Raw genomic sequence first — 25,471 nt, forward strand, 5'->3', positions numbered from 1 at the left:
GCCGTCACTTGAGCAGTCTGGACAACCGGCGGTCGGCCAGCACCCGGCCGCCGGTCTGGCAGCTCGGGCAGTACTGCAGCGAGGAGTCGGCGAAGTTCACCGAGCGGACGGTGTCCCCGCAGCGCGGGCAGCGTTCGCCGGCCCGGCCGTGCACCGCCAGGCCCGCCTTCTTCTCCGCCTTGAGCGCGTCGGCGGTGGTGGCGCGGGCCCGCTCGACCGCCGAGCCCAGCACCTGCCGGGTGGCGGTGTACAGCCGCCCGAGCTGCTCCCGGTCCAGCGCCGGGGCCAGCGCGTACGGGGAGAGCCGGGCCTCGTGCAGGATCTCGTCGGAGTAGGCGTTGCCGATGCCGGCCAGCCCGGTCTGGTCGGTGAGGAAGGTCTTCAGCCGGTGGCGCTGCGCGGCCGCCAGCTCGGCCAGCCGCTGCTCGGTGAACTCCGGGCCGAGCGGGTCCGGCCCGAGCCGGGCGACGCCGGGCACCAGCTGAGGGTCGGTCACCACGTAGGCGGCCAGCCGTTTGGTGGTGCCCTGCTCGGTGACGTCGAACCCGGAACCGTCGTCCAGCACCAGCCGCAGCGCCCCCGGGCCCCGGCCGGGGCGGGCGCCGCCCGGGCGGTCGGCGAAGGCGGCGCGGTGCCTGATCCAGCCCGCCCTGGCCAGGTGCAGCACCAGGTGCGGGCCGTCCCCGGCCAGCAGGTCGAGGAACTTCCCGTGCCGGGTGACCGAGCTGACGGGCTGTCCGTGCAGGGCGGTCACCGGCGGGTCGAAGGTCTTCAGCACCTGGATCGACAGCACGTCCACCCGCTCGACGGTCCGTCCCTCGGACGCCTCGGCGATCCGTTCGGCGAGCGCCTGAACTTCCGGCAATTCGGGCATACCACCCAGTCTAGGCACTGCCAGGAGCGGGCCGTTCTTCCATGGTGCGGGCCAGCCGGGTGATGCCCTCGGTGAGGTCGGCGAGGTTGCGGGAGGCGGCGTAGCTGAGCCGCAGGTGCGGGGCGGGCGGCTCGGCGGCGAAGTACGGGCGGCCCGGGGTGACCGCCACCCCGTTGCGGCGGGCGGCGGCGACCAGTTCGCGGTCGTCGGTGCCGTCCGGCAGCCGCAGCCAGAGGTGGTAGCCGCCGGTCGGGATCCGCTCGCCGAGCAGCTCCGGCCGCAGCCGGGCCAGCGTGGAGACCGCCGACCGCCGACGCTCCGCCAGGGCGGCCGAGATGTCCCGGAGTTGGCGGGCCCAGGAGGGCGAGCCGACCAGTTCGAGGGCGGTCTCCTGGAGCGGCCGGGGGACGAAGAAGCTGTCCACCGCCTGCATCGCCCGCAGCCGCTCGAAGGCCGGGCCGCGGGCGGTCAGCCCGCCGATCCGCAGGCTCGGCGAGGTGGCCTTGGTCAGCGAGCGGACGTGCACCACCACCCCGTCCGGGTCGTCCGCCGCCAGCGCCGGGGCCGCCGGCGGGGCGTCGGCGTGCACCAGCAGCCGGGCGAAGTCGTCCTCCACCACGAATGCCCCGGCCGCCCGGGCGATCCGCAGCACCTCGGGCCGCCGCTCGGCGGAGAGCACCGCGCCGGTCGGGTTGTGGAACAGCGGCTGGCAGACGAAGGCCCTGGCCCGGGTCGCGGCGAAAGCCTCGGCCAGCAGGTCGGTCCGTACCCCGTCCTGGTCGACCGGCACCGGGACCGGCCGCAGCCCGGCTCCCCGGGCCACCGCCAGGATGCCCGGGTAGCTCGGGGACTCCACCAGCACCGGCGCGCCGGGGGCGACCAGCGAACGCAGCGCGGTGCTCAGCCCGCCCTGCCCGCCCGCCGTGACCAGCACGTCCGAGGCGCTCAGCGTGCCGTCGGGGCCGCCGATCTCGCGGGCGAACCAGGCCCGTAGCTCGGGCAGTCCGGCCACCGGCGGACGGCCCCAGGCGCCCGGCCGCCGCCCGGCCCTGGCCAGCGCGGCGGCCAGCGCCCGCTCGGGCTGGAGCGAGGGGTGCAGGTAGCCGCTGTTCAGGTCCAGCACGTCGGCGGGCTGCATGGCGAGGGCGCCGAGCACCCCGCTGGCGTCGGTGCGCCGGTCCTGCCCGCCGAAGGTCTCGGCGCTCAGCGCCAGCTCCTGCCAGGAGACGTCCCCGGGCTGGGCCGGGGCGGCCCGCCGCTCGGCCCGGTACACCCCCGCGCCCGGCCGGGACACCACCAGGCCCTCCGCCACCAGTACGGCGATCGCCCGGGAGACGGTCACCGGGCTCACCTGGTGCCGCTCCACCAGGGCCCGGCTGGACGGCAGCTTCTCATGTGGTGAGTAGCGGTTCAGCTCGCCCCGGAGGATGGCGGCCAGTTCGGCCACACTGCTACGCTCGGTCATGACAGCGAACAATAGCGCTATCCGATCCAGCACGATAGCGGTCGGCGGTGGGACGGCCCTGGCCGCGCTGGCCGTGGTCTCCTTCTCGCTCAGCTTCCCGGCCACCGTCTGGTCGCTCGGCGGCTTCGGCCCCTGGACCTCCACCGGCCTGCGCGGGGTGCTCGCGGCCGTGGTCGCCGCGATCGCGCTGACCGTGGCCCGGGCCCCGCTGCCCGCCCGCCGGCACCGGCCCGGGCTGCTGGTGGTGGCGGGCGGCTGTGTGCTCGGCTTCCCGCTGCTCACCACGCTCGCGCTGGGGATCTCGTCCACCGCGCACACCGCCGTGGTGGTCGGGCTGCTGCCGCTGGCCACGGCCGGCTGCGCGGCGCGGCGCTCGGGCAACCGCCCGTCCCGGACCTTCTGGTACGCCGCGCTGGCCGGGGCGGCGGTGGTGCTCGGCTTCACCCTGCAACAGAGCGGCGGGGCGCTGACCCTGGCCGACCTCTACCTGCTCGGTGCGCTGGCGGTCTGCGCGGCCGGGTACGCCGAGGGCGGGCGACTGGCCCGGGAGCTGCCCGGCTGGCAGGTGATCGCCTGGGGCGTGCTGGCGGCCGCGCCGGTGATGGTGGTGACCGCGGCCGTCGCGGTGAGCTTCGAGCCGATGCAGCTGACGGTCCGTTCGCTGACCGGGCTGGCCTACATCGCGGCGGTCTCGCAGTTCGGCGGCTTCGTGCTCTGGTACCGGGGGATGGCCGAGATCGGCATCCCGAAGGCCAGCCAACTGCAGCTCGCCCAGCCGCTGCTGACCCTCGGCTGGGCGGTCCTGCTGCTTGGCGAGACCCCGGCCCCGGCCGCCCCGCTGGCCGCGGTCGGAGTGCTCGCCTGCATCGCCGTCACCCAGCGGGCCCGCAGCTGAGACGGGCCGGTCGGCCCGGTCGGTGCTACCTGACCCCGGCGTCCGCGCAGGCGGCCGCGTGCGCGGCGTCGCAGATCTCCTCGGCGGTGTACAGGCCGCCGGCCACGATGGTGTCGGCGACCTTGGCCTTGGTCACCACGATCGGGCTGAGCAGCATCGAGGGGATCTGCTCGCCGCCGCTGTCGGTCACCGAGGTGGCCACCGAGGTGATGCCGATGCCCTTGAGCAGGTAGACCGCGATGCTGGCGGCCGCGTCGGCCTCCGGGCGGTACGGCTTGTAGATGGTGTACGCCTGCTCACCCGTCAGCAGGCGGCGGACGGCGTCGATCGAGGCGTCCTGGCCGCCGACCGGGACGTTCTTCATCCCGGCGGCCTTCAGGGTGGCGATGATCGAGGTGGCCATGCCGTCGTTGGCCGAGTAGACCGCCTGGATGTTGTCCTTGCCGAGGCTCTGGATCGCCTCGGTGGTCTTCTGGGCGGCGGTCTCGGGCTTCCACTCGCCGGACTGCTCGTAGCCGATCCGCTTGACCTTGCCGTCCAGCACCTTGTGCGCGCCGGCCTTGAACATCGCGGCGTTCGGGTCGGAATCGGCGCCGTTGATCATCGCCACGGTGGCCTGCGCGGCCTTCGGGCCGAGCGCCTGGAGCAGCGCCTCGCCCTGGAGCTCACCGGTGCGCTGGTTGTCGAAGGAGACGTACGCGGTCACCTTGCCCGCCGCCAGCCGGTCGTACGCGATCACCTTCGCGCCCTGCTTGTTGGCCTGGTCGACCCAGTCCGCGGTGACCTTGGAGTTCACCGGGTCGAGCAGGATCACCTTGACGCCCTTGCCCAGCAGCTGGTCGAACTGCTGCCGCTGGAGGGTCTCGTCGCCGTCGGCGTTGGCGTAGTCCACGGTGCACTTGGTGCACAGGGCGGTGATCGCCGACTCGATCATCGGCTTGTCGAAGGTCTCGTACCGGGTGGACGAACTGCGCTCCGGCAGCAGCAGACCGACGGTCTTGCTGCCGGTCGAGTCGGAGCTCGGCGTGCCGTCCTGGCCACAGGCGGCCAGTGACAGCGTCATCGACACGGCGACCGCGGCGAGGAGGGTGCGGCGCGTTGCGTTCATGGTGGGTGGTGCCTCCCTGACTGCGTGCCGCAGCTTTGCGGCAGCGGGGGGAGTCAAGCTGTCGAGCCGATGTAACGTCAATAATTTAACCATGGGGATGGCGCGGGTATGCCAATCGTTACTTTCCCGAATCGAGCTGTCCCCCTTTGCTCGGTATATGCCAAGGGCCCGCCTTCAGAAAATGGCGGGCCCCCGGCTGACGTTCGATCACCGTTCCTTGCGCACCACCAGGCAGACGGCGGCGACCACGATCGCGCCGCCCAGCACGATCGGCCAGCTGAGCGGTTCGGCCAGGATCAGCCAGCCCAGCAGGACGGCCACCACCGGGTTCACGTAGGCGTAGGTGGCGACCAGCGGCAGCGGGGCGTTCTGCAGCAGCCAGGCGTACGCGGTGAAGGCGACCAGCGAGCCGAACACCACCAGCGCGGCCAGCGCGACCCAGGAACGGGTGGAGACGGTGGCCAGGTCCAGGGCCTGCGGTTCGCCCCGGAGCGCGGCGACCGCCAGGCAGCCCAGGCCGCCGACGATCATCTCGTAGGCGCTGGTGGCGAAGACGTTCTTCGGCATCGGCAGCCGGGAGGTGAGGAAGGAGCCACCGGCCCAGGAGAGCGTCCCGACGATCACCAGCAGCACGCCGGCCAGCTTGACGTCACCGCTCAGCCCCGGCACCGTCAGCACCCCGAGCCCGGCCAGGCCCAGCAGCACGCCGACCAGCCCGGCCTTCGAGGTCCGCTGCCCGGAGCCCGCCCGGAGCAGCACCAGCCAGAGCGGCACGGTGGCGACCAGCAGCGCGGCCAGCCCGGACGGGACGTCCTGCTCGGCCAGCACCACCATGCCGTTCCCGCCGAGCAGCAGCATCAGCCCGACCAGCCCGGCCGAGGCGAGCTGACGCCGGGTCACCTTCAACGCGGCCGGGCCCTGCCGCCAGGCCACCAGCCCGGCCAGCAGCAGCCCGGCGGTGATGAAGCGGGCGGCGGCGGAGAGGAACGGCGGCATGGTCTCGACCGCGATCCGGATGCCCAGGTAGGTGGACCCCCAGACCACGTACACGATGGCGAGCGCGCCCCAGACGGCGGGTGTGCTCCGGCCCGGACCGGCGCCGGGGACGGAGTCGTGGGGCGGTCGGGTCTTCGGCCGGCGGGACTGCTGAGGCGCGGTCATGGGTGTCTCCCGAGTTTGGTGCTGTCAGGCGAATGCCACCACATCGGGCCGGATCGCGCGAGCGCCTTTGCTGCCAACCACGCTCAACTTGCCGTCAGGGTCGGCCGAGTGGCTGACCCCGCCGGTGGTGTCGTCCGGGCACCGGCGGTTCCGGCGGCTCCGGTGGTAGGCATGGACGGTCCGGCGGGGGAGGAGCGACCCGGTGGGAGGAGCGGTCCGGCGTGGAGTGGTTCGCGGCACCCGAGTACTGGTGGGGTCGGCTGGTGTTCCAACGGCTGGTCGCCGCGGTGTACTTGCTCGCCTTCCTGGCGGCCGCCCGGCAGTTCCGGGCCCTGCTGGGCGAGCACGGCATGCTGCCGGTGCCCCGGTTCCTCGCCCGGACCGACTGGCGGCAGGCGCCCAGCCTGTTCCGCTGGCACTACTCGGACCGGGCGTTCGCGGCCCTCGCCCGGACCGGCGCGCTGCTGGCCGCCGCCCTGCTGGCCGGCGCGGGTGAACTCGTCCCGCTCTGGGCCGCGATGCTCGGCTGGGGCCTGCTCTGGCTGCTCTACCTCTCGATCGTCAACGTGGGCCAGACCTGGTACGCCTTCGGCTGGGAGTCCCTGCTGCTGGAGTCCGGCCTGCTGGCCGGCTTCCTCGGCAACGGCGAGGTGGCCCCGGCCGTGCCGCTGCTCTGGCTGCTCCGCTGGCTGCTGTTCCGGGTCGAGTTCGGCGCCGGGCTGATCAAGCTCCGCGGCGACCGCTGCTGGCGTGAACTGACCTGCCTGCGCTACCACCACGAGACCCAGCCGATGCCCGGGCCGCTCAGCTGGTTCTTCCACCACCTGCCCGCCCCGCTGCACAAGGTCGAGGCGGCGGCCAACCACCTGGTCCAACTGGTGGTCCCGATCGGCCTGTTCCTGCCGCAGCCGGTGGCCGGGGGCTGTGCGGCGCTGATCGTGCTGACCCAGCTCTGGCTGGTGCTGTCCGGCAACTTCGCCTGGCTGAACTGGCTCACCATCGCGCTGGCCTGCTCGGTCCTGCCGCTCGGCGGGGGCAGCCCGGCGGCCGGGCCGTCCTGGTACCTCGGCCTGGTGGCGGCCTTCACCCTGCTGGTCCTGGTGCTGAGTTACCGGCCTGCCCGGAACCTGTTCTCGCACCACCAGGTGATGAACCGTTCGTTCGACCGGCTGCACCTGGTGAACGCCTATGGCGCGTTCGGCTCGGTCAACCGGCTCCGACTGGAGGTGGTGGTGCAGGGCACCGCGGACCGCCGGGTGACCGCGCGGTCGGCCTGGCAGGAGTACGGATTCCATGGCAAACCCGGCGAACTGCACCGGATGCCGCGTCAGTTCGCCCCCTACCACCTGCGGCTGGACTGGCTGATGTGGTTCGCCGGGATCTCCCCGGCGTACGCGCGGCCCTGGTTCAGGCCGTTCGTCCACCGGCTGCTCGCCGGGGACCGGGACACCCTGCGGCTGCTCCGGCACAACCCGTTCCCGGACGCGCCGCCCGAACACGTCCGTGCGCTGCTCTACCGTTATCGCTTCACGGACTGGCGCACCCTGCGTACGACCGGCGCGTGGTGGGAACGCACGCTGGTGCGTGAGTACCTGCCGCCGGTGCGACTGTCCGACTTCCGTCCCGTCGTCCGAGGTGATCCCCGCTGAACGGTACGTCCGGCGCGCCGGGCCCGAACCCGACCGGGTGCGTGCACGGCTCGAACGCCCACCCGTATCCTGGGCGTCCGCACCGGGCGTTCCGCTAGTCCCGCCCGTGCCGGCGGACCACACCGCCGCCACCGCCCCCCGTCCGCCCAGCCACGAACCGGACTTCACACATGACCGTGAACTATCTGAACGACGCCGACAACCCGGCGGTGGACGCATCTTCCTCCTCGGTGGGTGACCCGCGTGAGGATCTCGGCCGCTACGCCGAACTGGGCGGTTTCACCCTGACCGCCGAGGCCAACCCCTGGTACGCGGCGCAGGCCGTCGCCAGTTCCGAGGACGCCCGCGCCGCCTCCACCGCCCTGGCCGAGCTCCGCAGCCACGACCTGATCGCCACCCGGGACGGCCTCACCGCGCTGCTCGGCGACGCGGCCGCCGACGCCACGCCCGCCACGCTGACTGAACTCACCCGGCTCACCGCTATCCTGCAGCGTGCCCAGGGCACCTCCGCCACGCTGCGCCGCGAGGTCTACGACGCCGACCTGGACGCGCTCACCGCGGCTCTCGCCCCGGCGCGCTGGCGGCGTGAGCAGGGCGTGAAGCTCGGCTGGGGGCGCCGACGGGCGCTGCGCGCCGAGGCCAAGAGCTTCGCGCTGGACGGCCGGGCCCGCCGGGCCGACCTGCTCGACGCGGTCCGCTCCGCGGCCGCGACGCAGTCCGACTGGAGCGCCGCCGCCGGTGCCGCCGGCCGTCCCGTGGTGGCCGATGCCGCCGGGCTGTCCGCCGTCGCGCAGACGGTCGAGGAGCTCGGCCAGGCGGTCCGGACGCTGTCCGCCCTGCTGCCCGGCCAGTCCCTGGACACCCTGCCGCTGGCCGAACTCGCCGACCTGGTCGACCGCCTGGCCGCCGACGAGGGCACCCTCTACCGGCTCCCCGCCCTCCGCGCACTGCACGCTGTCCTGACGGACGGTGGCCTTACCGAGCTGCTCACCGAGCTGGCGGAGCGTCAGGCCGACCGGGACGCCGCACTCGCGGCGTACGACCGGCTGAACGGCACCGCCACCGAGGCGGCGGCCATCAGCGCGCTGGCGGCCGGTCCGCGCGAGCCGGAGGCGGCGGCGGTCGCGGTCGTCGAGCCCGAGGCCGTGGTCGAGACGGCCGTCGAGGCCGAGCCCGAGTTTGAGGCCGAGGTCGAGGTCGTGGCCGAGCCTGAGGTCGTCGTCGAGGTGACCCCGGAGCCCGTGGCCGAGGTCGAGCCCGAGGTCGTCGCTGAGGTGACCCCGGAGCCCGCGGTCGAGCCCGAGCCCGTGGCCGAGGTGACCCCTGAGGTCGAGCCCGAGGTCGAGCCTGTCGTCGAGCCCGAGCCCGAGCCCGAGCCCGAGGCCGTGGCCGAAATCGCCGTCACCGAGCCCGAGGCGGCGACGGTCGTGGTCGAGCCCGTGGTTGAGGTCGAGCCCGAGCCCGTGGTCGAGGAGCCGGTCGTCGCGGAGTCGAAGCCGGCCCGCCGCCCGAAGAAGCCGGCCATCACCGCCGGCCGCGCCGTGACCGCGTACGAGCCCGCCGAGCTGACCGCCCTGATCCGCTGGATCGACAGCGACGGCACCGAGCGCAGCGAGGACGAGCTGCTCCGCGCCGCCGTGAAGGAGCTCGGCTTCTCCCGGGTCGGCCCCCGCCTCAAGGAGGCGCTCGCCCCGGCGGTCGCCGAGGCCCGCGCCTGACCGAGGCACCGTCAGCACCGGGACCGACCGAGGCGCCCCCGGACCACACAGGTCCGGGGGCGCCTCGGCGTCCGGCGTCAGCGGGCGGCGCGCCCGGCCCAGACCGGGCTCTCGAAGTAGTGGTTGTCGAAGTGCTGCCCGGACTCGCGGATCTCCTGCACGCTCGCCTCGCCCTTGTTCACCCGGTCGAGCAGGCGGTAGTAGTCGAAGCGGTCCATCCCGGGGGTGAACACCACCAGCACGTCGGCGGTGGAGTCGGCGGCCGGGGCGAAGGCGTGCGGGGTGCCGGGCGGCACCGCCAGGAAGTCGCCGCGGCCGAGGGTCTCGATCCGGTCGCCGATCAGGACGTCCAACTGCCCCTCCAGGCCGAAGAAGAACTCGGTGGCCCGGGTGTGGAAGTGCGGGGGAGCGCCGATCGCGCCCTTCTCGAAGGTCGCCCGGTTGCTGGTGACCTTGCCGCCGGTCCGTGCGGAGTCGGCCAGCAGGGTGATCAGGCTGCCCGGTGCGTCCGCCAGGACCTCGGCGTCGGCGGCGCGGACCAGGACGACATCGTGAGCGTTGGACATGGTGCGTTCCCCTCGAACTGCTGTGCTCGTCTTGACAACCCGTAATCTACCGAGCTGGCGGCCCATCAGTTCGGTTCATTCGCCCGCCATTTCCTTGGGCCACTTCGCGTGCGGTCGTTGCCCGTACACTTCCCGCCATGGACGCGACGCCCGAGCAGCTCGAACGTATCCGCAGCCTGGCCGCCGGGAGCTACCTGCTGGTGACCACGTACAAGAAGGACGGCACCCCCGTCCCCACCCCGGTCTGGGTGGTGCGCGACGGCAACGCCCTCGGCATCTGGACCGTCACCGACTCCTGGAAGGTCAAGCGCATCCGCAACCGCGCCGACGTCCTGGTCGGCCCCTGTGACCTGCGCGGCAACCCGACCGGCGACCCGGTCCCCGCCACCGCCGAGATCCTCGCCGCCGAGCAGACCGCCGCCTACCGCACCCTGCTGCGCCGCAAGTACGGCCTGCTCGGCGTGGTCACCCTGCTCGGCAGCAAGCTCCGCCGCGGTGACCGCGGCACCGTCGGCATCCGCATCACGCTCAAGGGCTGAGCATCCTCAAGGGCTGAGCCGCACCGGTTGGTCGAAGTGTTCGACCGGGGGTCTCCCCGGCATGGGGGTGCGTTCATGTGCCACCCCTAGCTTGGCGACGCCCGGGTGAACCGGGCCCGCGCATGGCGTGAAGGCCGCGCGCGTCAAGACGCTTCGAGGAGACATCGCTCCATGCGACGCAGCCTTTGGCAGACCTCCGCGGTACTTCTCGCGGTCGGTGCGCTGGTGGGTGGCACTGCCGCCACCGCCAGTTCCGAGACGTACGAGAGCCGGCACGGCAACCAGGACCAGATCCGCAACGTGATCTACCTGCTCGGTGACGGCATGGGGCGTACCCACGTCACCGCCGGCCGGGAGCGCTTCTACGGCGCGGCCGGGAAGCTGGCGATGGAGCGGCTGCCGTACACCGGCGCCGTGTCCACCTACGCGGTGGAGAAGGGCAGCAAGCAGCCCGCGCTGGTCACCGACTCGGCCAGCTCGGCGACCGCCTGGTCCTCCGGCGTGAAGACCTACAACGCCGCGCTCGGCGTCGACAGCTACGAGAAGCGGGTCGTCACCCTGATGGAGCAGGCCCACGCGGCCGGCTTCGCCACGGGCAACGTGTCGACCGCCGAGATCACCGACGCCACCCCGGCCGGGCAGTTCAGCCACGCGCTGCTGCGCGGCTGCCAGGGCCCGGTCTACTCGGACGCCGCCTGCCTGCCGAAGAACGCCGACGGCAGCTACGAGGCCAAGCCCTCCGACGCCACGCTGATCACGCCGATCGCCGAGCAGATCGCCCGCAACGGCACGGCGGACGTGATCCTCGGTGGCGGCCTGGCCCGCTTCGAGCCGGACGACCAGCAGGCGCTCAAGGCCCAGGGCTACCAGGTGCTGGGCAGCTTCGGCGACCCGGCGCTGCCCGCGCAGACGGCCGCCAGCCAGAAGGTCGCCACCAAGGCCGACCTGGACGCCGCCAAGGGCAAGAAGGTCATCGGCCTGTTCAACCGGGGCAACCTGACGGTCGAGCGGGCGAAGGCCGGGCTCCCCGCCGGTGCGCCGGAGAAGCTGGAGCCGACCCTGGCGGACCTCACCCGCAAGTCGATCTCGCTGCTGAGCGGCCGCCGGGACGCGAAGGGCTTCGTGCTCCAGGTCGAGGGCGCGCAGATCGACAAGCGCTCGCACGCCAACGACGCCGACCAGACGCTCGGTGAGATCAAGGCGTTCGACGACGCGGTGGCCGCCGCGGTCGACTTCGCCAAGAAGGACGGCCACACCCTGGTGATCGTCACCGCCGACCACGAGTGCGCCGGCTTCAACATCATCGAGAAGAACAGCTTCACCAACGCCGAGGCCGCCGCCCCGCCGGTGAATAGCGACCCGGGCAACCCCGCCAACAACAGCACCCCGGCCCGCTCGGCCGGTGCCAACGTCAAGGACCCGGCCCGCTCCGGCGGCATCGTCAACGGGACCGGCTCGCAGGACCCGAAGAACTTCGCCCCGGCCACCTTCCGGACCCCGGACGACCCGGCCGGCGTGGTCGACGGCAGCCCGCAGGCCAGCCTCTGGCTGACCTACCTGTCCGGTAACCACACCGGCGCGGACGTGCCGATCTTCGCGTACGGCCCCGGCGGCGAGGCGTTCGCCGCCAGCCAGGACAACACCGAGCTCTACACCAAGATGTACCGCTCGCTGTTCCGCAAGGCGCCCCACCAGCACTGACCCACCGTCAGCAGCGACGTCCGGGAGCACCGCGCCGGGCAGTCGTGCACGTACCGGGGCCGGGAGGATCTCCTCCCGGCCCCGCACCCGCCTCAGGAGTTGGCCATGAACCCCGTCACCCGCGCCGCGGCGGCCGCCCTCGCCGCCCTGGCCCTCACCCTCGCGGTCGGCTGCTCGGCCTCGTCGGACGACGCCCCCGTGCAGACGCCCTCGGTCGCCGCCGTCGCGCTGCCTGCCCCGCGCGAGGCGCCCGCCCCGGCCGCCGTCCTCGCCAGTCCGGCGGCCGCCGGCCAAGTCCGGCTGGAGGAGGGCCCGTTCACCGACCGGATCAAGTTCACCGGCCTGGCCCTGGCCCCGCAGGCCACCGCCGTCACCGGCCACCTGGCCATCACCTCGGACGTCAGCGACGTGCTGGTGCTGGAGGTGCGGGCGGCCTTCTACGACGCGGCCGGCCGGCTGCTGGGCTCCGGCAGCTTCCAGTACCAGGAGGAGGAGGCGACCGGTACCAGCCACGACGACCGCCGGGCCGAGGGCGCGGGCATCGACTTCACGGTCCCCGCCACCGGCGTCACCGGGACCCCGGCCGGCGCGGTGCTCACGGTGCCGGTCCTGGTCAACGAGTAGTGGCCGGCGGATCGTAGGCTTCCCCGCATGCGAGATTTTGTGGCGGGGCTCGGCTATCTGTTCAAGGGTCAGAAGTGGGTGGCGCGGCACGGGCGCTGGTGGGGCTTCGGGATGATCCCGGCGCTGATCGCCCTGGTCGGGTACGTGGCGGCGCTGGCCGCCCTGGTGGTCTGGTCGGGGGACGTCACCGACTGGGCCACCCCGTTCGCCGACGACTGGGGATCGCCGTGGCAGGGCCTGGTCCGGGGCGCGGTGCTGGTCGCCCTGCTCGGCTCCGGGGTGGCGCTCTCGGTGGTGACCTTCACGGCGGCGACGCTGCTGATCGGGCAGCCCTTCTACGAGTCGCTCTGCGAGCAGGTGGACGAGACCGAGGGCGGCGCCCCGGCGAAGCCGGAACTCCCGCTCTGGCGGGAGCTGCTGATCTCGGCCCGGGACAGCCTGTACGTGCTGGTGCGGGTGCTGGCGTTCGGGATCGTGCTGTTCCTCTGCGGATTCGTCCCGGTGGTCGGGCAGACCGTGGTGCCGGTGGTCGCGCTCGCCGTCTCCGGCTACTTCATGGCGGCCGAACTGACCGCCGTCGGCCTCCAGCGGCGTGGCATCCCGCAGCGGGAGCGGCTGCGGCTGCTGCGCGGGCGGCTCGGTCTGGCCCTCGGCTTCGGCATGCCGCTGATGCTGCTGATGCTCGTTCCGTTCGTCACCGTGCTGGCGATGCCCGGTGCGGTCGCGGGCGCCACCCTGCTGGCGCGTGATCTGGCGCCGGTCGAGGAGCAGCCGGCGGAGGAGGACGACGAAGCGGAATTGCCCTATCAGTAGGTAAATACGATGCACCGGTGGGAATTTGACTTTCCGTCCGAGGCTGAACGATAACTGCCGACATGAGCGCAACGGCGGATATCGGTTCACGGCGGACGGACCTCGGAATTCCCACCGGCATCGACCTGGCGGACCCGGAGTTCTGGCGGCGCCCGCTACCGGAGAGAGCCGCCGCCTTCGCCCGGCTGCGCTCGCTCGGTGGCCCGGTGTACTTCACCGACCTGCGCACCGGCAAGGGCTTCCACGCGCTGGTCCGGCACGCCGACGTGGTGGCCGCCAGTCGGACGCCCGAGGTGTTCATCAGCGGCCCCGGCGTCACCACACCCGAACCGGCGCGCTGGGTACGGACCCTGTTCGGCGACTCGATGGTGAACCTGGACGACCCCCGGCACGCCGACCTGCGCCGGATCGTCTCCCGGGCCTTCACCCCCCGGCTGATCGCCAAGGTCGAGGACGACATCCGGGCGGTGGCCCGGGAGTTGGTGGACGAGGTGATCGCCCGCCGGCCCACCGACTTCGTCAGTGCGGTGGCCGCCGAGCTGCCCTATCGGGTGATCTGCAACATGATGGGCATCCCCGAGCCGCAGCGGAACCGCATCCTGGCCCAGATCAACCGGGCCTCCGAGCACACCGGCGTGGCCCGCAGCCGGATCCGGGTCCCGGGTAAGGGGCTTCGGGCACTGGCCCGGATGCAGGGCGTGATCGCCGCGCTCGGCCGGGAGCGCCGCCGCCGCCCGACCGACGACCTGATCTCCGCGCTGGTGACCGCCGATGTGGACGGCCGCCGGCTCAACTCCCGGGAGCTGGGCGCCTTTTTCTCGCTGCTGCTGGTCGCCGGGGTGGAGACCACCCGGAACGCGCTCGCCCACGGGCTGCACCTGCTCACCGAACACCCGGACCAGCGCGCGCTGTTGCTCGCCGACCCGGACACCCACCTGGGCGGCGCGGTGGAGGAGATGGTCCGGCACTCGACCCCGATCATCCAGTTCCGCCGCACCGTCGCCGTCGACCACCGGCTGAACGGCACCGACCTGGCCAAGGGCGAGAAGGTGGTGCTGTTCTTCGGCTCCGCCAACCGGGACGAGGCGGTCTTCACCGACCCGGACGCCTTCGACATCACCCGCTCGCCCAACCCGCACCTGGGCTTCGGTGGTGGCGGCCCGCACTTCTGCCTGGGCGCCTACCTGGCCCGCCAGGAGATGAGGGTGCTGTTCCGGGAACTGCTCACCCGGCTGCCCGACGTCCACTCGATCGGTGCGCCGGAGCTGATCCACTCCAACTTCGACAACCGGGTCAGGGCGCTGCGCTTCGGATACACGGTTCCGTCGAGCTGATCAGTTCGATTACGGTGCTCGGCATGACGACTTCGCCCCGCCTCGTACCCGTGACCGCCGACAACCTCGACGCCGTGCTCGGGGTGCAGGTGCACCCCGAGCAGGAGGTCGCGGTCAGCCCGGTGGTCAAGTCCCTGGCCGAGGCGTACGTGCACCCGGGGGTGGCCTGGCCGCGCGCGATCGTCGACGGTGACCGGGTGGTCGGTTTCGTGATGGCCTTCCTCGACATCGACTGGGCCGGGGACGGCCGGGGCACCGACCTCCGCTCGGGCCTGTGGCGGCTCAACATCGCGGCGGGTGAACAGGGCCACGGCTACGGGCGGTTCGCGGTGCACGCGGTGGCCGAGGAGATCCGCCGCCGGGGCGGCACCCGGCTGACCGTCACCTGGCACCCGGGCGAGCACGGCCCCGAGGGCTTCTACCTCGGGCTCGGCTTCCGCCCCACCGGCGAGCAGAGCGGCGGTCAGACGGTCGCCGCACTCGAGCTGTGACCGCGCGGGGCGGGTGCCCGCCCCGCGCGGTCGGACGGGCCGTCAGCTCCAGGGGTTGGCCGGCTGGTCGTTGATCGCGGTCCAGAACCGGACTCCGGTCGGCAGCGTGCCGTTGGCCCAGAACCCCCAGCCCGAGGCGTCGTGGAACTCCGCCATCCGCCAGCCGGTGCCGAAGGTGTTCGCGCAGGTCTGGTCCGCCACCGCCCGGCTGGTCAGCAGGGTGCCGGGCAGCGGGGCGGTCGCCTTGACCTGACCGCCGACCCAGCTGTGGTAGCCGCTGGTCGGGATCCCGGCGGGTGCCGGCCGGCCGTCCTGGCTGAGGCAGAGCAGCGGCAGCGCGGTCACCGGGGTGGTGTCGCCGTTGTACGGGTCACTGGCGGTGTCGTACCCGACGTGCACCAGGTTGCCGGCCCGCTGCTCCAGGTTGGCCCAGGTCATGCCCGGGTGGCCGCCGGTGAGCGCCTTGAAGGCCGGCTTGGTGATGTTCCACTGCTGGTAGGGACCGTTGTTGCAGCCGAAGATGTAGAGCCGCCAGCCGCCGCCGATCCGGTGCTCGGTGTTGTCCAGGCACTGGCTGCTCTGCACGTTCAGCAGGCGCACCCCGACCAGGTCGTACAGCGGGGTGCTGCCGGGGTCGGACCGGTAGGCGGTGACCCGCCACTGCTGGTTGGTGGTGCCGTTGCAGGCCTTGACGGTGGTGCCGCCGTCGAAGGTGCCCAGGCAGGCGGCGGTGTTCAGGTGGTTGTTGATGGTCACCACGCCGGCGAAGCCGGGCACGGGGGTGAACTCCCACCTGCCCGGGCTGTGGGCGTCGTCGCACACGACCAGGGTGGGCGGGCCGTCCTGCGGTCCGCTCGGACAGCGCGCGGACGCCTGGTTGAACAGCACGGTCTCGGGCGAGGTGGCCGAGGCGGAGCTCGGTGCCAGGCCCAGGGCGGTCAGGACCAGGACGATCCCCAGGACGAGGCGTTTCAGGGACGGGAGCAAGGCTTCCTCCGGATGCGTGGTGGACATGACGGCGGGAAAAGCCCCGGGCGGACCGTTCGGGTGCGCCGGATCGGGGTCGCCGTCAGTGTGTCAGCGCGGGATTCGCCGCCGATATCCCAGAAATCTGGGGACTTCCGGTGCGGTGCAGCCGAACTGACGATGCGTCAGGTCTGCGGCGGCCGGTGCCCCGTGCGGCCGGCCGGCCGCCGACAAGCGGCGGACCGTACGGTTCGGCGGCCCCGGTTGTCCGTTCCGGCGTACGGCGTGGACGGCGGCGGGGTTCTAGCGTTCCGGGACACCCAGAGGAGAGGCGGGCCCCGGCATGAACGAGTGGCTGATCCACGACTACCGCGAGGACGACCTGGCGGCGGTGGTGCACCTGATCGACAGCACGGCCGAGCTGGGCCAGGAGTCGGTGTACTCGCCGGCCGAGTGCATCACCGCGCTGACCTCTCGTCAGCCCGCCGTGGTGGCGGTCAGCCGGGGCGTGCCGATCGGGGCGGCGCTGGCGCACCTGGCGGGCGACCGGGCCTGGGTGATGCGGATCGCGATCGCCCCCGCCTGGCGCGGCCGGGGCCTGGCCAGCGGGCTGCTCCGGGAGCTGGAGCGGCGGCTGCTGGAGCGCCGGGTGCGCCGGATCGCGTACGTGCTGCCGGGGGAGGAGCTGCTCGGCGAGGGGCTGCGGAACGCCGGGTACACCCGGCGGCCGGCCGTCGCGTACTTCGAGAAGGCCGAGCCGGCCGGCCCGGGCGGCAACGCGCTGGAGGAGCTGGGCGGCCGGCTGCTGCCCGGCGACCTGTGGGGCAAGGTGGCCGGGATGGCGGCCGAGAAGGACCTGATCGAGCGTCGGGTGGTGCAGCCGCTGGCCGAGCCGGAGCGGGCCGCCCGGCACGGGGTGCGGCCGCCCCGGGCGATCGCGCTGTTCGGCCCGCCCGGCACCGGCAAGACCACCTTCGCCCGGGCGGTGGCCTCCCGGCTGGGCTGGCCGTTCGTCGAGCTGCTGCCGTCCCGGCTGGCCGACGAGGGCAACCTCGCGGCGGCGCTGCGGACCGCCTTCGGGCGGATCGCCGAGCTGGAGCGGGTGCTGGTCTTCGTCGACGAGGTGGAGGAGATCGCGCCGGTCCGGGGCGAGGGGGTGCCGTCAGGGCTGCACGGGGTGACCAACGAACTGCTCAAGCTGATCCCCGGCTTCCGGGAGGGCGAGGAGCGGCTGCTGGTCTGCGCGACCAACTCGATCCGCTCGCTCGACCCGGCGTTCCTGCGGCACGGCCGGTTCGACTACCTGATCCCGATCGGCACCCCCGACCCGGTGGCCCGGGAGGCGATCTGGTCCCGGTACGCCGAGGGCCGGACCGGGGTCGAGCTGGACCGGCTGGTCGAGCGGAGCGAGCTGTTCACCCCGGCCGACATCGAGCACGCGGCCCGGAGCGCGGCCCAGGCCGCCTTCGAACGCGACCTGGCGGGCGACGGCCCGGCGGGCGCCACCACCGGGGACTACCTGGCGGCGATCGACCAGTGCCGCCCGACCGTCACCCCGGCGATGATCGAGGACTTCGCCGCCGACATCACCTCGCACGCTCGGACGTGACACCGGGATGGGTGCCGACCGCGTCGCGGATCTGCTCGCCGAGGCCGCCGTCACGGCGGGCGCAGTTGGCACAGCAGAAGAACTTGCCGGAGACCTCGACGCCGTGGCCGACGATCCGGACCTCGCAGTACTCGCAGCGCGGCGCCAGCTTCTCCATCGCGCACTCGAAGCTGTCGAAGGTGTAGCTGTCGCCGGTGATCGTCCTGATCTCGAAGGACAGCCAGTAGTCGTTGCCGCAGGTCGCGCAGACCGCCATCGGGGAGCTCCGTCTCTCGGGGGCGGCCGGGCTCGGCCGCCTGCCTCCAATCTCCGGGCGGCGGCCGCGCCCGGCAATCGGCACGCGGCCGAACGGATACTGGAGGGAGTGGATCGGAGGTGGTCGAGATGATCGTCCGGATCTGGGAGGCCCAGGTGGCACCCCGACGGGTGGACGAGTTCTGCACCAGGCTGTGCGACGAGGTGCTCCCCGTCCTGCGGGAGACCGACGGGTTCGAGGGCGCCGAACTGCTCAGGTCGGTGACCGAGCTGGACCACCGGGTGCTGCTGGTGACCCACTGGCGGGACGAAGCGGCGGTGCGGGCGTACGCGGGGCCGATGTGGCGGATCAGGCCGGTCTGGGCGGAGGGCGAGTTCGGCTACCTGGAGCACCCGCCGACCGTCTCGCACTTCCGCCCGACCCCGCTGCTGCCGGAGGTGCCTCAGCGGGACCGGACGGCGCCCGTCGGCAGCCCCTGATCGGCCTTCACCTGCTTCATCGTCAGGTGCGAGTTCACCTGGGCGATCCCGGGCAGGCCGGACAGCACGTCGGTGATGAACCGCTCGTACGCGGCGATGTCCGCCACCGCGATCCGCAGCAGGTAGTCGGGGTCGCCGAACAGGCGGTGCGCCTCGACCACCTCGGGCAGCTCGGCGACCTGGCGCTCGAAGGCGGCCACCGTGGCCTTGTCCTCGTGCCGCATCACGATGGTGACGAAGGGCTGGAAGCCCCGGTCCAGCGCCGCCCCGTCGAGCAGGGCGCGGTAGCCGCGGATCACCCCGTCCTGCTCCAGCTGCCGGACCCGGCGCAGGCAGGGGGAGGGGGTCAGGTCCACCCGGGCGGCGAGTTCGGCGTTGGTCAGTCGGCCGTCCTGCTGGAGCTCGTGCAGGATTCTGCGGTCGATGCGGTCCATGGCGCAACATTGTGCCACTCCGCCGCCGGAACGAGCACGAAGTGGCCATCGGCTGCCGGGGCCTTCCGCCTACCTTCGGAGATCGACCCCCCCGATCGACCGAGGAGCCCCACCGCACCATGGCCCCGCACACCCTGCTGCTCTTCCTCGGCGTGGACCTGCTGCTCGTCCTCACCCCCGGCCCCGACTGGCTCTACATCGCCGCGCGCGGCCTCGGCCAGGGCCGCCGGGCCGCCCTGCTCGCGGTGGCCGGGGTCTGCGCCGGGTACGCGGTGCACACCGCGCTCTCCTCCGCCGGGCTGGCCGCCGCGCTGCGCGCGGTGCCCGCCGTGCTGCCCGCGCTGCGCTGGGCCGGGGCGGCGTACCTCGCGGTGCTGGCCGTCACCATGCTGATCGGCCTGCGCCGGACGGGGGGTCAGCTGCGGCCCGCCCCGGCCCAGTCCACCGGCACGGTGCTCCGGCAGAGCATGCTGACCGCGCTGCTCAACCCGAAGGGGCTGCTGCTCTACCTGTCGCTGGTGCCGCAGTTCGTCCAGCCGGACAGCGGGATGCCGGTCGGCGGCCAGGTGCTCGCGCTGGGCGGCCTGAACGTGCTCTGCTGCGCGGCGGTGTACGGCGCGGTCGCCGTGACGGCGGCCCGGCTCGGCGGTTCGCTGGCGGGCACGCCGGCGGCGGCCCGGCGACTGACGGCGGTCTCGGCGGTGCTGCTCCTGCTGGTGGCCGGGGCCACCGCGTCGGCCTGACCCGGGGCGCGCGGGCCCGGGCGAGTGCTCCGGTGCGACCGTTGACGCTCCGTCAGACCGGCTGGGACGCTCGGAGCCGGTCTGGGGGGTGCCCGGCCGAGCCACGCAGACCGCCGACACCGGGGGGCCCGATGAGTTCGCCTGCCTTCAAGAACACCTGTCGACTGGAGTACACCCTGACCTTCGTCGGGGCGGCCCAGCTGACCGGCCGGATCGACACCGAGTCGCACCAGCCGCTGGTGTGGTCGTACTACCACGGTCTGCCCGAGCCCACGGGCAGCACGCTCACCGGCCAGCAGCACGACCTGGACGCCGAGAAGCAGGCGATGAACATCCTGGCCAACCGGATCTACCGGCACCTCGCCTGCACCACCGACGACGAGTACCGGGCCCGGATCGGCCAGATCCGCCGGGGCGAGGTGACGCTGTTCTCCGCACTCGGCCCGTGCCACTCCTGCCGGGAGGTGCTCCGGCTGCTGCGCGCGGACCTGCCCACCGTCAGCTTCGAGGTCACCTACCGGAACAGCACCAGGGACGGCGGGAGCGCCCGGCTGCTGGCGGCGGGCGACGGGCTGAGCGGTGCGTACGGCTTCGGCGACGCGGAGCAGGTGCAGCCCGGCGGGCAGTGGCGCAAGAGCTTCCCCGGCGTGCCGGTCCCGGCCGCCACGGCGGCCTTTTGGATGCAGTTCACCGCCGGCCCCAGGGTGACCGGTGCGGAGGCGGCGGTGGCCGGGCAGCCGTACACCTCCTGTCGCTACCCGAGGGCCCGGCAGAGCGGCACCCCCGACGAGGTGACGGCCGTGGTCGACCAGGTGGCGGCGGCGGTCTGGGACGGCATCGCCCCCGGGCAGCAGTTCAACGACCGGACGTTCCCGCAGTTCGTCCGCAACGTCGGCTCCGGTGAGCTGCTGCTCGTCTGCGAGCAGGGGCCGTCGGCGGCCGGGCAGGCCACGGTCGCGGCCTTCGTCGCGGACTTCCCGAAGGTCCGGGTCCAGGTGGACTACCCGGGCGCCGCCGCCCGGAGCGGCGGCCTCGGCTACGCCGACGCGGTGCAGGCGGGCGGCGGCTGGCGGAAGGTGTTCCCGGCCGGGTAGTGATCCGGGGTCAGACCCCGGCCGGCAGTTCCCTGGCCCGGCGGCGGACCTGCAGCGCGGTGGCGATCTCGATCACGCCCAGCACCAGCAGGCCGCAGCCGGCCAGGACGGTCAGCGCGGTGACCGAGTGGGCCGGCCAGATCATCAGCAGCACGCCGGCCAGGGTGTTGACCGCGCCGCCGAAGAACTGCCAGCCCCGGGCCGGCATCGCCGGGTCGGAGGCGGCCGCCGCGATCTGGGTGATACCCCGGAACAGCCAGCCGATGCCGATCCAGATCGCCAGCAGCAGCACCGACTGCACGGCGCTGCGGAAGCACAGCAGGCCCAGCAGCACGCAGATTGCGCCGCTGATGAAGGCCAGCACCCGCATCGCGGTCGAGGCGTGGGTGCCGAACGCGGCGACCAGCTGGACCACGCCGATGATCAGCAGGTAGAGGCCGAACAGCACGCCGACCACGAACAGGGTCTGCTTCGGCCAGACGAAGACGATCACGCCGAGGATCAGCGAGGCGATGCCCGCCGCGAGCAGCGCCTGCCACGCGGCGTGCGCCAGTCGCTGCATCGGGCCGGTCATGATCTGCCCCTCCAGCGGAGGGCGCGCGGTGGGGTCGTACGGGTCGGCCATGGCGGTCTCCTGACGGGCAGTGGTGTTGATCATCCCCACTCTTCCGGCGGGCGCCGGGGCCCGCCGGGTGAGCGCGGCCGTTCGGGGGATGTGAACTGATGCCCCCTCAGTCGCCCCGGCGCCATCTGCCGGACACCCGGCTCGATATGATCGAGGTCGGAGGACTGCTGAACTGCATGGGTCGGGGGGCCGTTGAGTCACTACGTCGTGTGCGGTGGCAACGCTCTCGCCCACCGGTTGATCCGGGAGCTGATCGAGCAGTACGAGGTCCCGGTGGTGGCCCTGGTACCGGACCTGACGCAGGATCACGGGCCGCAGATCAGCCAGATCCCCGGCCTGTCCGCGGTGCACGAGTACCCCACCGTCTCGGCCGAGGCGCTGCGGGCCTGCGGGGTGGAGACGGCGGGCGGCATCGCCCTGGTGGACGGCACCGACGAGGGGAACATCCACGCCGCGCTGGCCGCCGCCAACCGCAACCCCGGCATCCGGATCGTGCTGCGGATGTTCAACCAGCGCCTCGGCGAGCACCTGGAGCGGCTGCTGCCGAACTGCGCCGCGCTCTCCGGCTCGGCCACCGCCGCGCCCGCCTTCGCCAACGGGGCGCTGAGCCGGCCCAACTCGGTCCGGGTGGGCAGCCGGTACCTGTACGTCGCGTACGACGGCGAGATCCAGGACAACCAGCTCTGCGTGGTGGCCGACCGGATCGACCCGCAGGACCTGGGCCGGATGCGGCTGCTGCCGCAGACCGCCGGGCGGGCGGCCGAGTTCATCGCGCTGGCCCGCCGGTTCGGCGACGAGGGGGAGTACGGGCCGAGGTCGCTGGAGGAGCACGAGCAGCGCGGCGGGATCGCCGCGCTGCAGGCGCTCACGGCGGAGCCGCCGGTCCGGATCGGCTGGTGGGCCCGGATCCGCTGGTGGCTGCTGGACACCCTGCGGTTCTTCACCAGTGCCCGGCTGCGGATGCTGCTCACCATCGCGGTGGTGGCGGTGCTGCTCAGCGGCGCGGTGATCTGGTACTCCACCGGGCACCTGGGCTGGGCGCTCTACTTCACCCTGCTGGACATGGCGGGCGCGGCCAGCCCGGACCAGCCCGGGCAGACCATGCCGGGCGGCAGTTGGCAGCGGGTGGCCCAGGTGGTGATCACCTTCTGCGGCATCACCTTCGTGCCGGTGGCCACCGCGATCGCGGTGGAGGCGCTGGCCAGCGGGCGGCGCGGGCTGCCCAGGGCGCCCGGCGCGGGCACCAGGGACCACGTGGTGGTGGTCGGGCTGAACCACCTCGGCACCCGGGTGGCCGGCATGGTGCGGGAGTCCGGGGTGCCGGTGGTCTGCATCGAGCGCGACCCGCAGGTCAGGGGCGTGGCGGCGATGCGGGCGCTCGGCGTGCCGGTGCTGGTCGGTGAGGCCCCGTTGGCCGGTCAGCTGCTCCGGGCCAGGGCCCAGTACGCCCGCGCGGTGGTCTCGGTGACCAGGGACGACGCGGCCAACCTGGAGGCGGCGCTGGAGGCCAGGGCGCTGCAGCCGGACGTCCTGATGATCCTGCGGTTGTTCGACGACGACTTCGCGCACCAGGTGTACGCCACCTTCGGCAACGTGGTGTCCCGCTCGACCTCGTACCTCTCGGCGCCGGGCTTCGCCTCCGCCCTGATGGGCCGTGAGGTGCTCGGGACGCTCTCGGTCTACCGCCGGGTGCTGCTGATCGCCGAGCTGACGGCGGAGCCGGGCTCCGGCCTGGTCGGCCGCAGCGTGCACGACCTGGAGGAGCCGGGCGGCGTCCGGGTGGTGGCCGTCCGGCTGGCCCGGCTGCCCGCCGAGTACCAGTGGAACTACCCCGACCGGGCCCGCCTGCTGGCCGAGGGCGACCGCATCCTGGTGGCCACCACCCGGAGCGGCCTGGCCCGGCTGAACAACGATCAGGACGCGGGCTGATGCGAACGGCCGCTCAGCCCTAGACTGCTGAACTCGCAGGGCTACTGGCCGGTAGGACAGGGGAGTTCGGATGACGGGCGAGCGGGTGCACGCGTTCGGGGACGACGCGTTGGGCGAGCACGACGCGGTGGCGCTGGCGGCGGCGGTCCGGGCCGGTGAGGTGAGTGCCGGGGAGCTGGCGGCGGCCGCCGTCGAGCGGGCCGGGAAGGTGGCCGGGCAGCTGGCGCCGGTGGCCTTCGAGGCGTACCGGAGCCCTCGGACCGGCAGCTCGGGCCCCGGGGCGGCGCTGGCCGGGGTGCCCACCTTCCTGAAGGACAACGTCGACCTGCGGGGGATGCCGACCGGCCAGGGCAGCGCGGCCTTCACGGCCCGCCCCGCCCGCCGGACGGCGGGCTTCGCCGAGCAGCTGCTCGGCACCGGGGTCACCGTGCTGGGCAAGACCCGGCTGCCCGAGTTCGGCCTGAACGCCTCCACCGAGTACGCCGACGCCGAGCCGGTGCGCAACCCCTGGCGGCCCTCGCACTCACCGGGCGCCTCCTCCGGCGGCGCGGCCGCGCTGGTGGCCGCCGGGGTGGTGCCGATCGCGCACGCCAACGACGGCGGCGGCTCGATCCGGATCCCGGCGGCCTGCTGCGGACTGGTCGGCCTGAAGCCGACCCGGGGGCGGCTGGTGCTCAACGAGCAGGGCCGCCGGCTGCCGATCGACCTGGTCACCGACGGCGTGCTGACCCGGACGGTCCGGGACACCGCCGCCTTCTTCGGGGCGGCCGAGCAGCACTACCGCAACCCGGCGCTGCCGCCGCTCGGCCTGGTGGCCGGCCCCGGCGACCGGCGGCTGCGGATCGGCCTGGTGCTGGACTCGCCGATCGCGGTCACCGACGGGCAGACCCGGCACGCGGTCGAGCGGACCGCCGCCCGGCTGGAGGCGCTCGGGCACCGGGTCGAGCCGACCGTGCTGCCGTTCGGCGAGCAGTTCGCCCATGACTTCACCCTGTACTGGGGCTACATCGCGTTCCTGATCGCCGCCACCGGCAAGCTGCTGCTGGACCGGGGCTTCCAGGCCCGCCGGTTGGACGGCCTGACCCTGGGCCTGCGGCGCGGCTACCGGCGCGAGTTCCTGCGCACCCCGGGGGTGCTGCGCCGGCTGCGGCAGGCGGAGCGGACGTACGCGGGGATGTTCGGGGCGTACGACCTGATCCTCTGTCCGGTGCTGGCCCATGTCGCGCCGCCGATCGGCCACCTGAGCCCGAACGTGCCGTTCGAGGAGCTGATCGAGCGGCTCCGCCGGTACGTCGCGTTCACCCCGGTGAACAACGTGACCGGCGCGCCCGCCCTCGCGCTGCCGACCGGCGAGACCACCGACGGCCGACCGATCGGGGTGCACCTGCTGGCCCCGCACGGCGGCGAGCGGCTGCTGCTCGAGCTGGCCTTCGAGCTGGAGCAGGACCGGCCCTGGCGGCGGATCCAGGACTGAGCGCAGCCCTTACCGGGGCTGCCTGAGCAGGTCGACCAGGCCGGTCAGGTCCTCCGCGCCGCCGCCTTCCGCGAGCCGACGGCCCATCAGCTCGAAGAAGGGCGACAGGAGTTCCGGGCTGACGCCCTGCTCCTCGGCGGTGCGCAGGAAGGTGGGGGTGCCCGCGACCTGCATGGCGAGGTTGGAGACGACGTCCCTGGTGTAGTCGCCGCTCTCCAGCTGCTCGGCGGTGGTCCGCACCGATCCGGTCATCGCGGTGAGCCAGCCGCTGAGCAGCGGGGCGGCCGCGGTCGGCGGCACGGACCCCGCGCGCAGCAACGCGAAGGCGTGCGTGAGCCCGGCGAACATGCCGTACATCGCGCTCAGCAGCGCGACGTCGTGCAGCGCGGCGGAGCCGGCGTCCGCGCCGACGTAGGCGGTGCCGGCCGGGACGGCGAGGGTCTCACGGTGCTCCTCGAAGAGGTCCGCCGAGCCGCTGTAGAAGACGTACCCGCCGGCCGCCGGGACGCCGATCATCGGCGGGACGGCCATGATGCCGCCGTCCAGGTAGCGGGCGCCGCGCTCGCGGGCCCAGGCGGCGCGGGCCCGGGCCTCGCCGGGGGTGCCGGTGACCAGGTTGACGAGGTCCTTGCCGGACAGGTCGAGGCCGGACAGCGCCTGCTGCATGGAGGCGTCGTCGAGCAGGCAGACCACCACCAGCCGGTTGGCGGCGACCGCCTCGGCCGCGGTGGCGGCGACCACGGCGCCCTGGGCGGCGAGCGGTTCGGTACGTGCGGTGGTGCGGTTCCAGACGGTGGTCGGGTGCCCGGCGGCGAGCCAGGTCCGGGCGAGGGCGGCGCCCATCGCGCCGGTGCCGAGCAGGGTGACGGAGGCGGGGACGGTCGGGTCGGTGCTGTGCTGTGCCATGTCGGTCAGCCTCGCCGC

Annotated in this window: 25 protein-coding genes; 15 read left to right on the plus strand and 10 right to left on the minus strand. The window is 73.4% G+C overall.

The window, feature by feature from the left end; translation table 11 throughout:
• Window positions 1–4 precede the first annotated feature (4 nt).
• Window positions 5–874 carry an Fpg/Nei family DNA glycosylase gene (locus tag OHV05_RS27295; RefSeq protein ID WP_405020002.1) on the minus strand — a complete coding sequence of 290 codons (870 nt, stop codon included), beginning with the start codon at window positions 872–874 and terminating at the stop codon, window positions 5–7.
• 10 nt (window positions 875–884) lie between these two features.
• Window positions 885–2,339 (minus strand): PLP-dependent aminotransferase family protein, encoded by a 1,455-nt coding sequence (locus OHV05_RS27300; protein WP_405020003.1) that lies wholly within the window; start codon window positions 2,337–2,339, stop codon window positions 885–887.
• Here OHV05_RS27300 and OHV05_RS27305 point away from each other — a divergent pair.
• Window positions 2,338–3,234, plus strand: coding sequence for a DMT family transporter (locus OHV05_RS27305; protein WP_405020004.1), 897 nt, complete (start codon window positions 2,338–2,340; stop codon window positions 3,232–3,234). The genes OHV05_RS27300 and OHV05_RS27305 overlap by 2 nt on opposite strands.
• A gap of 25 nt (window positions 3,235–3,259) precedes the next feature.
• On the opposite strand, the gene OHV05_RS27310 is transcribed toward OHV05_RS27305, so the two are convergent.
• Together OHV05_RS27310 and OHV05_RS27315 are read right to left on the minus strand one after the other, a co-directional pair.
• Window positions 3,260–4,342, minus strand: coding sequence for a sugar ABC transporter substrate-binding protein (locus OHV05_RS27310; RefSeq protein WP_405020005.1), 1,083 nt, complete (start codon window positions 4,340–4,342; stop codon window positions 3,260–3,262).
• Between the two features lie 207 nt (window positions 4,343–4,549).
• Window positions 4,550–5,503 carry an EamA family transporter gene (locus tag OHV05_RS27315; protein ID WP_405020006.1) on the minus strand — a complete coding sequence of 318 codons (954 nt, stop codon included), beginning with the start codon at window positions 5,501–5,503 and terminating at the stop codon, window positions 4,550–4,552.
• Window positions 5,504–5,724: 221 nt separating this feature from the next.
• Here OHV05_RS27315 and OHV05_RS27320 point away from each other — a divergent pair, with 221 nt between their 5' ends.
• Together OHV05_RS27320 and OHV05_RS27325 are read left to right on the plus strand one after the other, a co-directional pair.
• Window positions 5,725–7,152 carry a lipase maturation factor family protein gene (locus OHV05_RS27320; RefSeq protein WP_405020007.1) on the plus strand — a complete coding sequence of 476 codons (1,428 nt, stop codon included), beginning with the start codon at window positions 5,725–5,727 and terminating at the stop codon, window positions 7,150–7,152.
• Between the two features lie 170 nt (window positions 7,153–7,322).
• Window positions 7,323–8,870 (plus strand): hypothetical protein, encoded by a 1,548-nt coding sequence (locus OHV05_RS27325; RefSeq protein ID WP_405020008.1) that lies wholly within the window; start codon window positions 7,323–7,325, stop codon window positions 8,868–8,870.
• Between the two features lie 77 nt (window positions 8,871–8,947).
• On the opposite strand, the gene OHV05_RS27330 is transcribed toward OHV05_RS27325, so the two are convergent.
• On the minus strand, window positions 8,948–9,436 hold the full coding sequence (locus OHV05_RS27330; protein ID WP_405020009.1) for a cupin domain-containing protein: 489 nt from the start codon (window positions 9,434–9,436) through the stop codon (window positions 8,948–8,950).
• 137 nt (window positions 9,437–9,573) lie between these two features.
• Here OHV05_RS27330 and OHV05_RS27335 point away from each other — a divergent pair, with 137 nt between their 5' ends.
• From OHV05_RS27335 to OHV05_RS27360, 6 genes are all read left to right on the plus strand, one after another.
• A complete protein-coding gene (locus tag OHV05_RS27335; RefSeq protein ID WP_405020010.1) occupies window positions 9,574–9,975 on the plus strand; it encodes a PPOX class F420-dependent oxidoreductase in 402 nt (133 codons plus the stop codon).
• Window positions 9,976–10,146: 171 nt separating this feature from the next.
• Window positions 10,147–11,676, plus strand: coding sequence for an alkaline phosphatase (locus tag OHV05_RS27340; protein WP_405020011.1), 1,530 nt, complete (start codon window positions 10,147–10,149; stop codon window positions 11,674–11,676).
• 105 nt (window positions 11,677–11,781) lie between these two features.
• On the plus strand, window positions 11,782–12,300 hold the full coding sequence (locus OHV05_RS27345; protein WP_405020012.1) for a hypothetical protein: 519 nt from the start codon (window positions 11,782–11,784) through the stop codon (window positions 12,298–12,300).
• Between the two features lie 27 nt (window positions 12,301–12,327).
• The gene (locus tag OHV05_RS27350) at window positions 12,328–13,113 is read left to right on the plus strand and encodes an EI24 domain-containing protein (protein WP_405020013.1); all 786 of its coding nucleotides are present in this window, start codon (window positions 12,328–12,330) and stop codon (window positions 13,111–13,113) included.
• 62 nt (window positions 13,114–13,175) lie between these two features.
• A complete protein-coding gene (locus OHV05_RS27355) occupies window positions 13,176–14,447 on the plus strand; it encodes a cytochrome P450 (RefSeq protein ID WP_405020014.1) in 1,272 nt (423 codons plus the stop codon).
• Window positions 14,448–14,470: 23 nt separating this feature from the next.
• Complete coding sequence (locus OHV05_RS27360; RefSeq protein WP_405020015.1) at window positions 14,471–14,938, plus strand: GNAT family N-acetyltransferase; 468 nt, start codon at window positions 14,471–14,473, stop codon at window positions 14,936–14,938.
• Between the two features lie 42 nt (window positions 14,939–14,980).
• On the opposite strand, the gene OHV05_RS27365 is transcribed toward OHV05_RS27360, so the two are convergent.
• Window positions 14,981–15,952, minus strand: coding sequence for an RICIN domain-containing protein (locus OHV05_RS27365; protein WP_405020016.1), 972 nt, complete (start codon window positions 15,950–15,952; stop codon window positions 14,981–14,983).
• A gap of 295 nt (window positions 15,953–16,247) precedes the next feature.
• Between OHV05_RS27365 and OHV05_RS27370 the strand changes: the two genes are divergently transcribed.
• Window positions 16,248–17,513 carry an ATP-binding protein gene (locus OHV05_RS27370; RefSeq protein WP_405020017.1) on the plus strand — a complete coding sequence of 422 codons (1,266 nt, stop codon included), beginning with the start codon at window positions 16,248–16,250 and terminating at the stop codon, window positions 17,511–17,513.
• On the opposite strand, the gene OHV05_RS27375 is transcribed toward OHV05_RS27370, so the two are convergent.
• Window positions 17,491–17,769: a Prokaryotic metallothionein gene (locus OHV05_RS27375; RefSeq protein WP_405020018.1), complete on the minus strand. Its 279-nt coding sequence runs from the start codon at window positions 17,767–17,769 to the stop codon at window positions 17,491–17,493. The genes OHV05_RS27370 and OHV05_RS27375 overlap by 23 nt on opposite strands.
• Before the next feature lie 128 nt (window positions 17,770–17,897).
• On the opposite strand from OHV05_RS27375, the gene OHV05_RS27380 reads away from it, so the two are divergent.
• Complete coding sequence (locus OHV05_RS27380) at window positions 17,898–18,248, plus strand: antibiotic biosynthesis monooxygenase family protein (protein ID WP_405021558.1); 351 nt, start codon at window positions 17,898–17,900, stop codon at window positions 18,246–18,248.
• Here the strand turns inward: OHV05_RS27380 and OHV05_RS27385 are convergent.
• Window positions 18,212–18,682 carry an Lrp/AsnC family transcriptional regulator gene (locus OHV05_RS27385; protein WP_403039412.1) on the minus strand — a complete coding sequence of 157 codons (471 nt, stop codon included), beginning with the start codon at window positions 18,680–18,682 and terminating at the stop codon, window positions 18,212–18,214. The two genes, OHV05_RS27380 and OHV05_RS27385, sit on opposite strands and share 37 nt — an antisense overlap.
• Window positions 18,683–18,801: 119 nt before the next feature.
• Here OHV05_RS27385 and OHV05_RS27390 point away from each other — a divergent pair, with 119 nt between their 5' ends.
• Window positions 18,802–19,425 carry a LysE family translocator gene (locus OHV05_RS27390; RefSeq protein WP_405020019.1) on the plus strand — a complete coding sequence of 208 codons (624 nt, stop codon included), beginning with the start codon at window positions 18,802–18,804 and terminating at the stop codon, window positions 19,423–19,425.
• A gap of 131 nt (window positions 19,426–19,556) precedes the next feature.
• Complete coding sequence (locus OHV05_RS27395; protein ID WP_405020020.1) at window positions 19,557–20,519, plus strand: hypothetical protein; 963 nt, start codon at window positions 19,557–19,559, stop codon at window positions 20,517–20,519.
• 10 nt (window positions 20,520–20,529) lie between these two features.
• On the opposite strand, the gene OHV05_RS27400 is transcribed toward OHV05_RS27395, so the two are convergent.
• Window positions 20,530–21,177, minus strand: a complete 648-nt coding sequence (locus OHV05_RS27400; RefSeq protein WP_405020021.1) for an HdeD family acid-resistance protein — start codon at window positions 21,175–21,177, stop codon at window positions 20,530–20,532.
• Window positions 21,178–21,336: 159 nt separating this feature from the next.
• Between OHV05_RS27400 and OHV05_RS27405 the strand changes: the two genes are divergently transcribed.
• Both OHV05_RS27405 and OHV05_RS27410 read left to right on the plus strand, forming a co-directional pair.
• Window positions 21,337–23,073: an NAD-binding protein gene (locus OHV05_RS27405; RefSeq protein WP_405020022.1), complete on the plus strand. Its 1,737-nt coding sequence runs from the start codon at window positions 21,337–21,339 to the stop codon at window positions 23,071–23,073.
• A gap of 70 nt (window positions 23,074–23,143) precedes the next feature.
• On the plus strand, window positions 23,144–24,547 hold the full coding sequence (locus OHV05_RS27410; protein ID WP_405020023.1) for an amidase: 1,404 nt from the start codon (window positions 23,144–23,146) through the stop codon (window positions 24,545–24,547).
• A gap of 9 nt (window positions 24,548–24,556) precedes the next feature.
• Here the strand turns inward: OHV05_RS27410 and OHV05_RS27415 are convergent, their stop codons facing one another.
• On the minus strand, window positions 24,557–25,453 hold the full coding sequence (locus OHV05_RS27415) for an NAD(P)-dependent oxidoreductase (RefSeq protein WP_405020024.1): 897 nt from the start codon (window positions 25,451–25,453) through the stop codon (window positions 24,557–24,559).
• Window positions 25,454–25,471 lie beyond the last annotated feature (18 nt).

This window comes from Kitasatospora sp. NBC_00070, from assembly GCF_045041205.1.
GTDB lineage: Bacteria > Actinomycetota > Actinomycetes > Streptomycetales > Streptomycetaceae > Kitasatospora.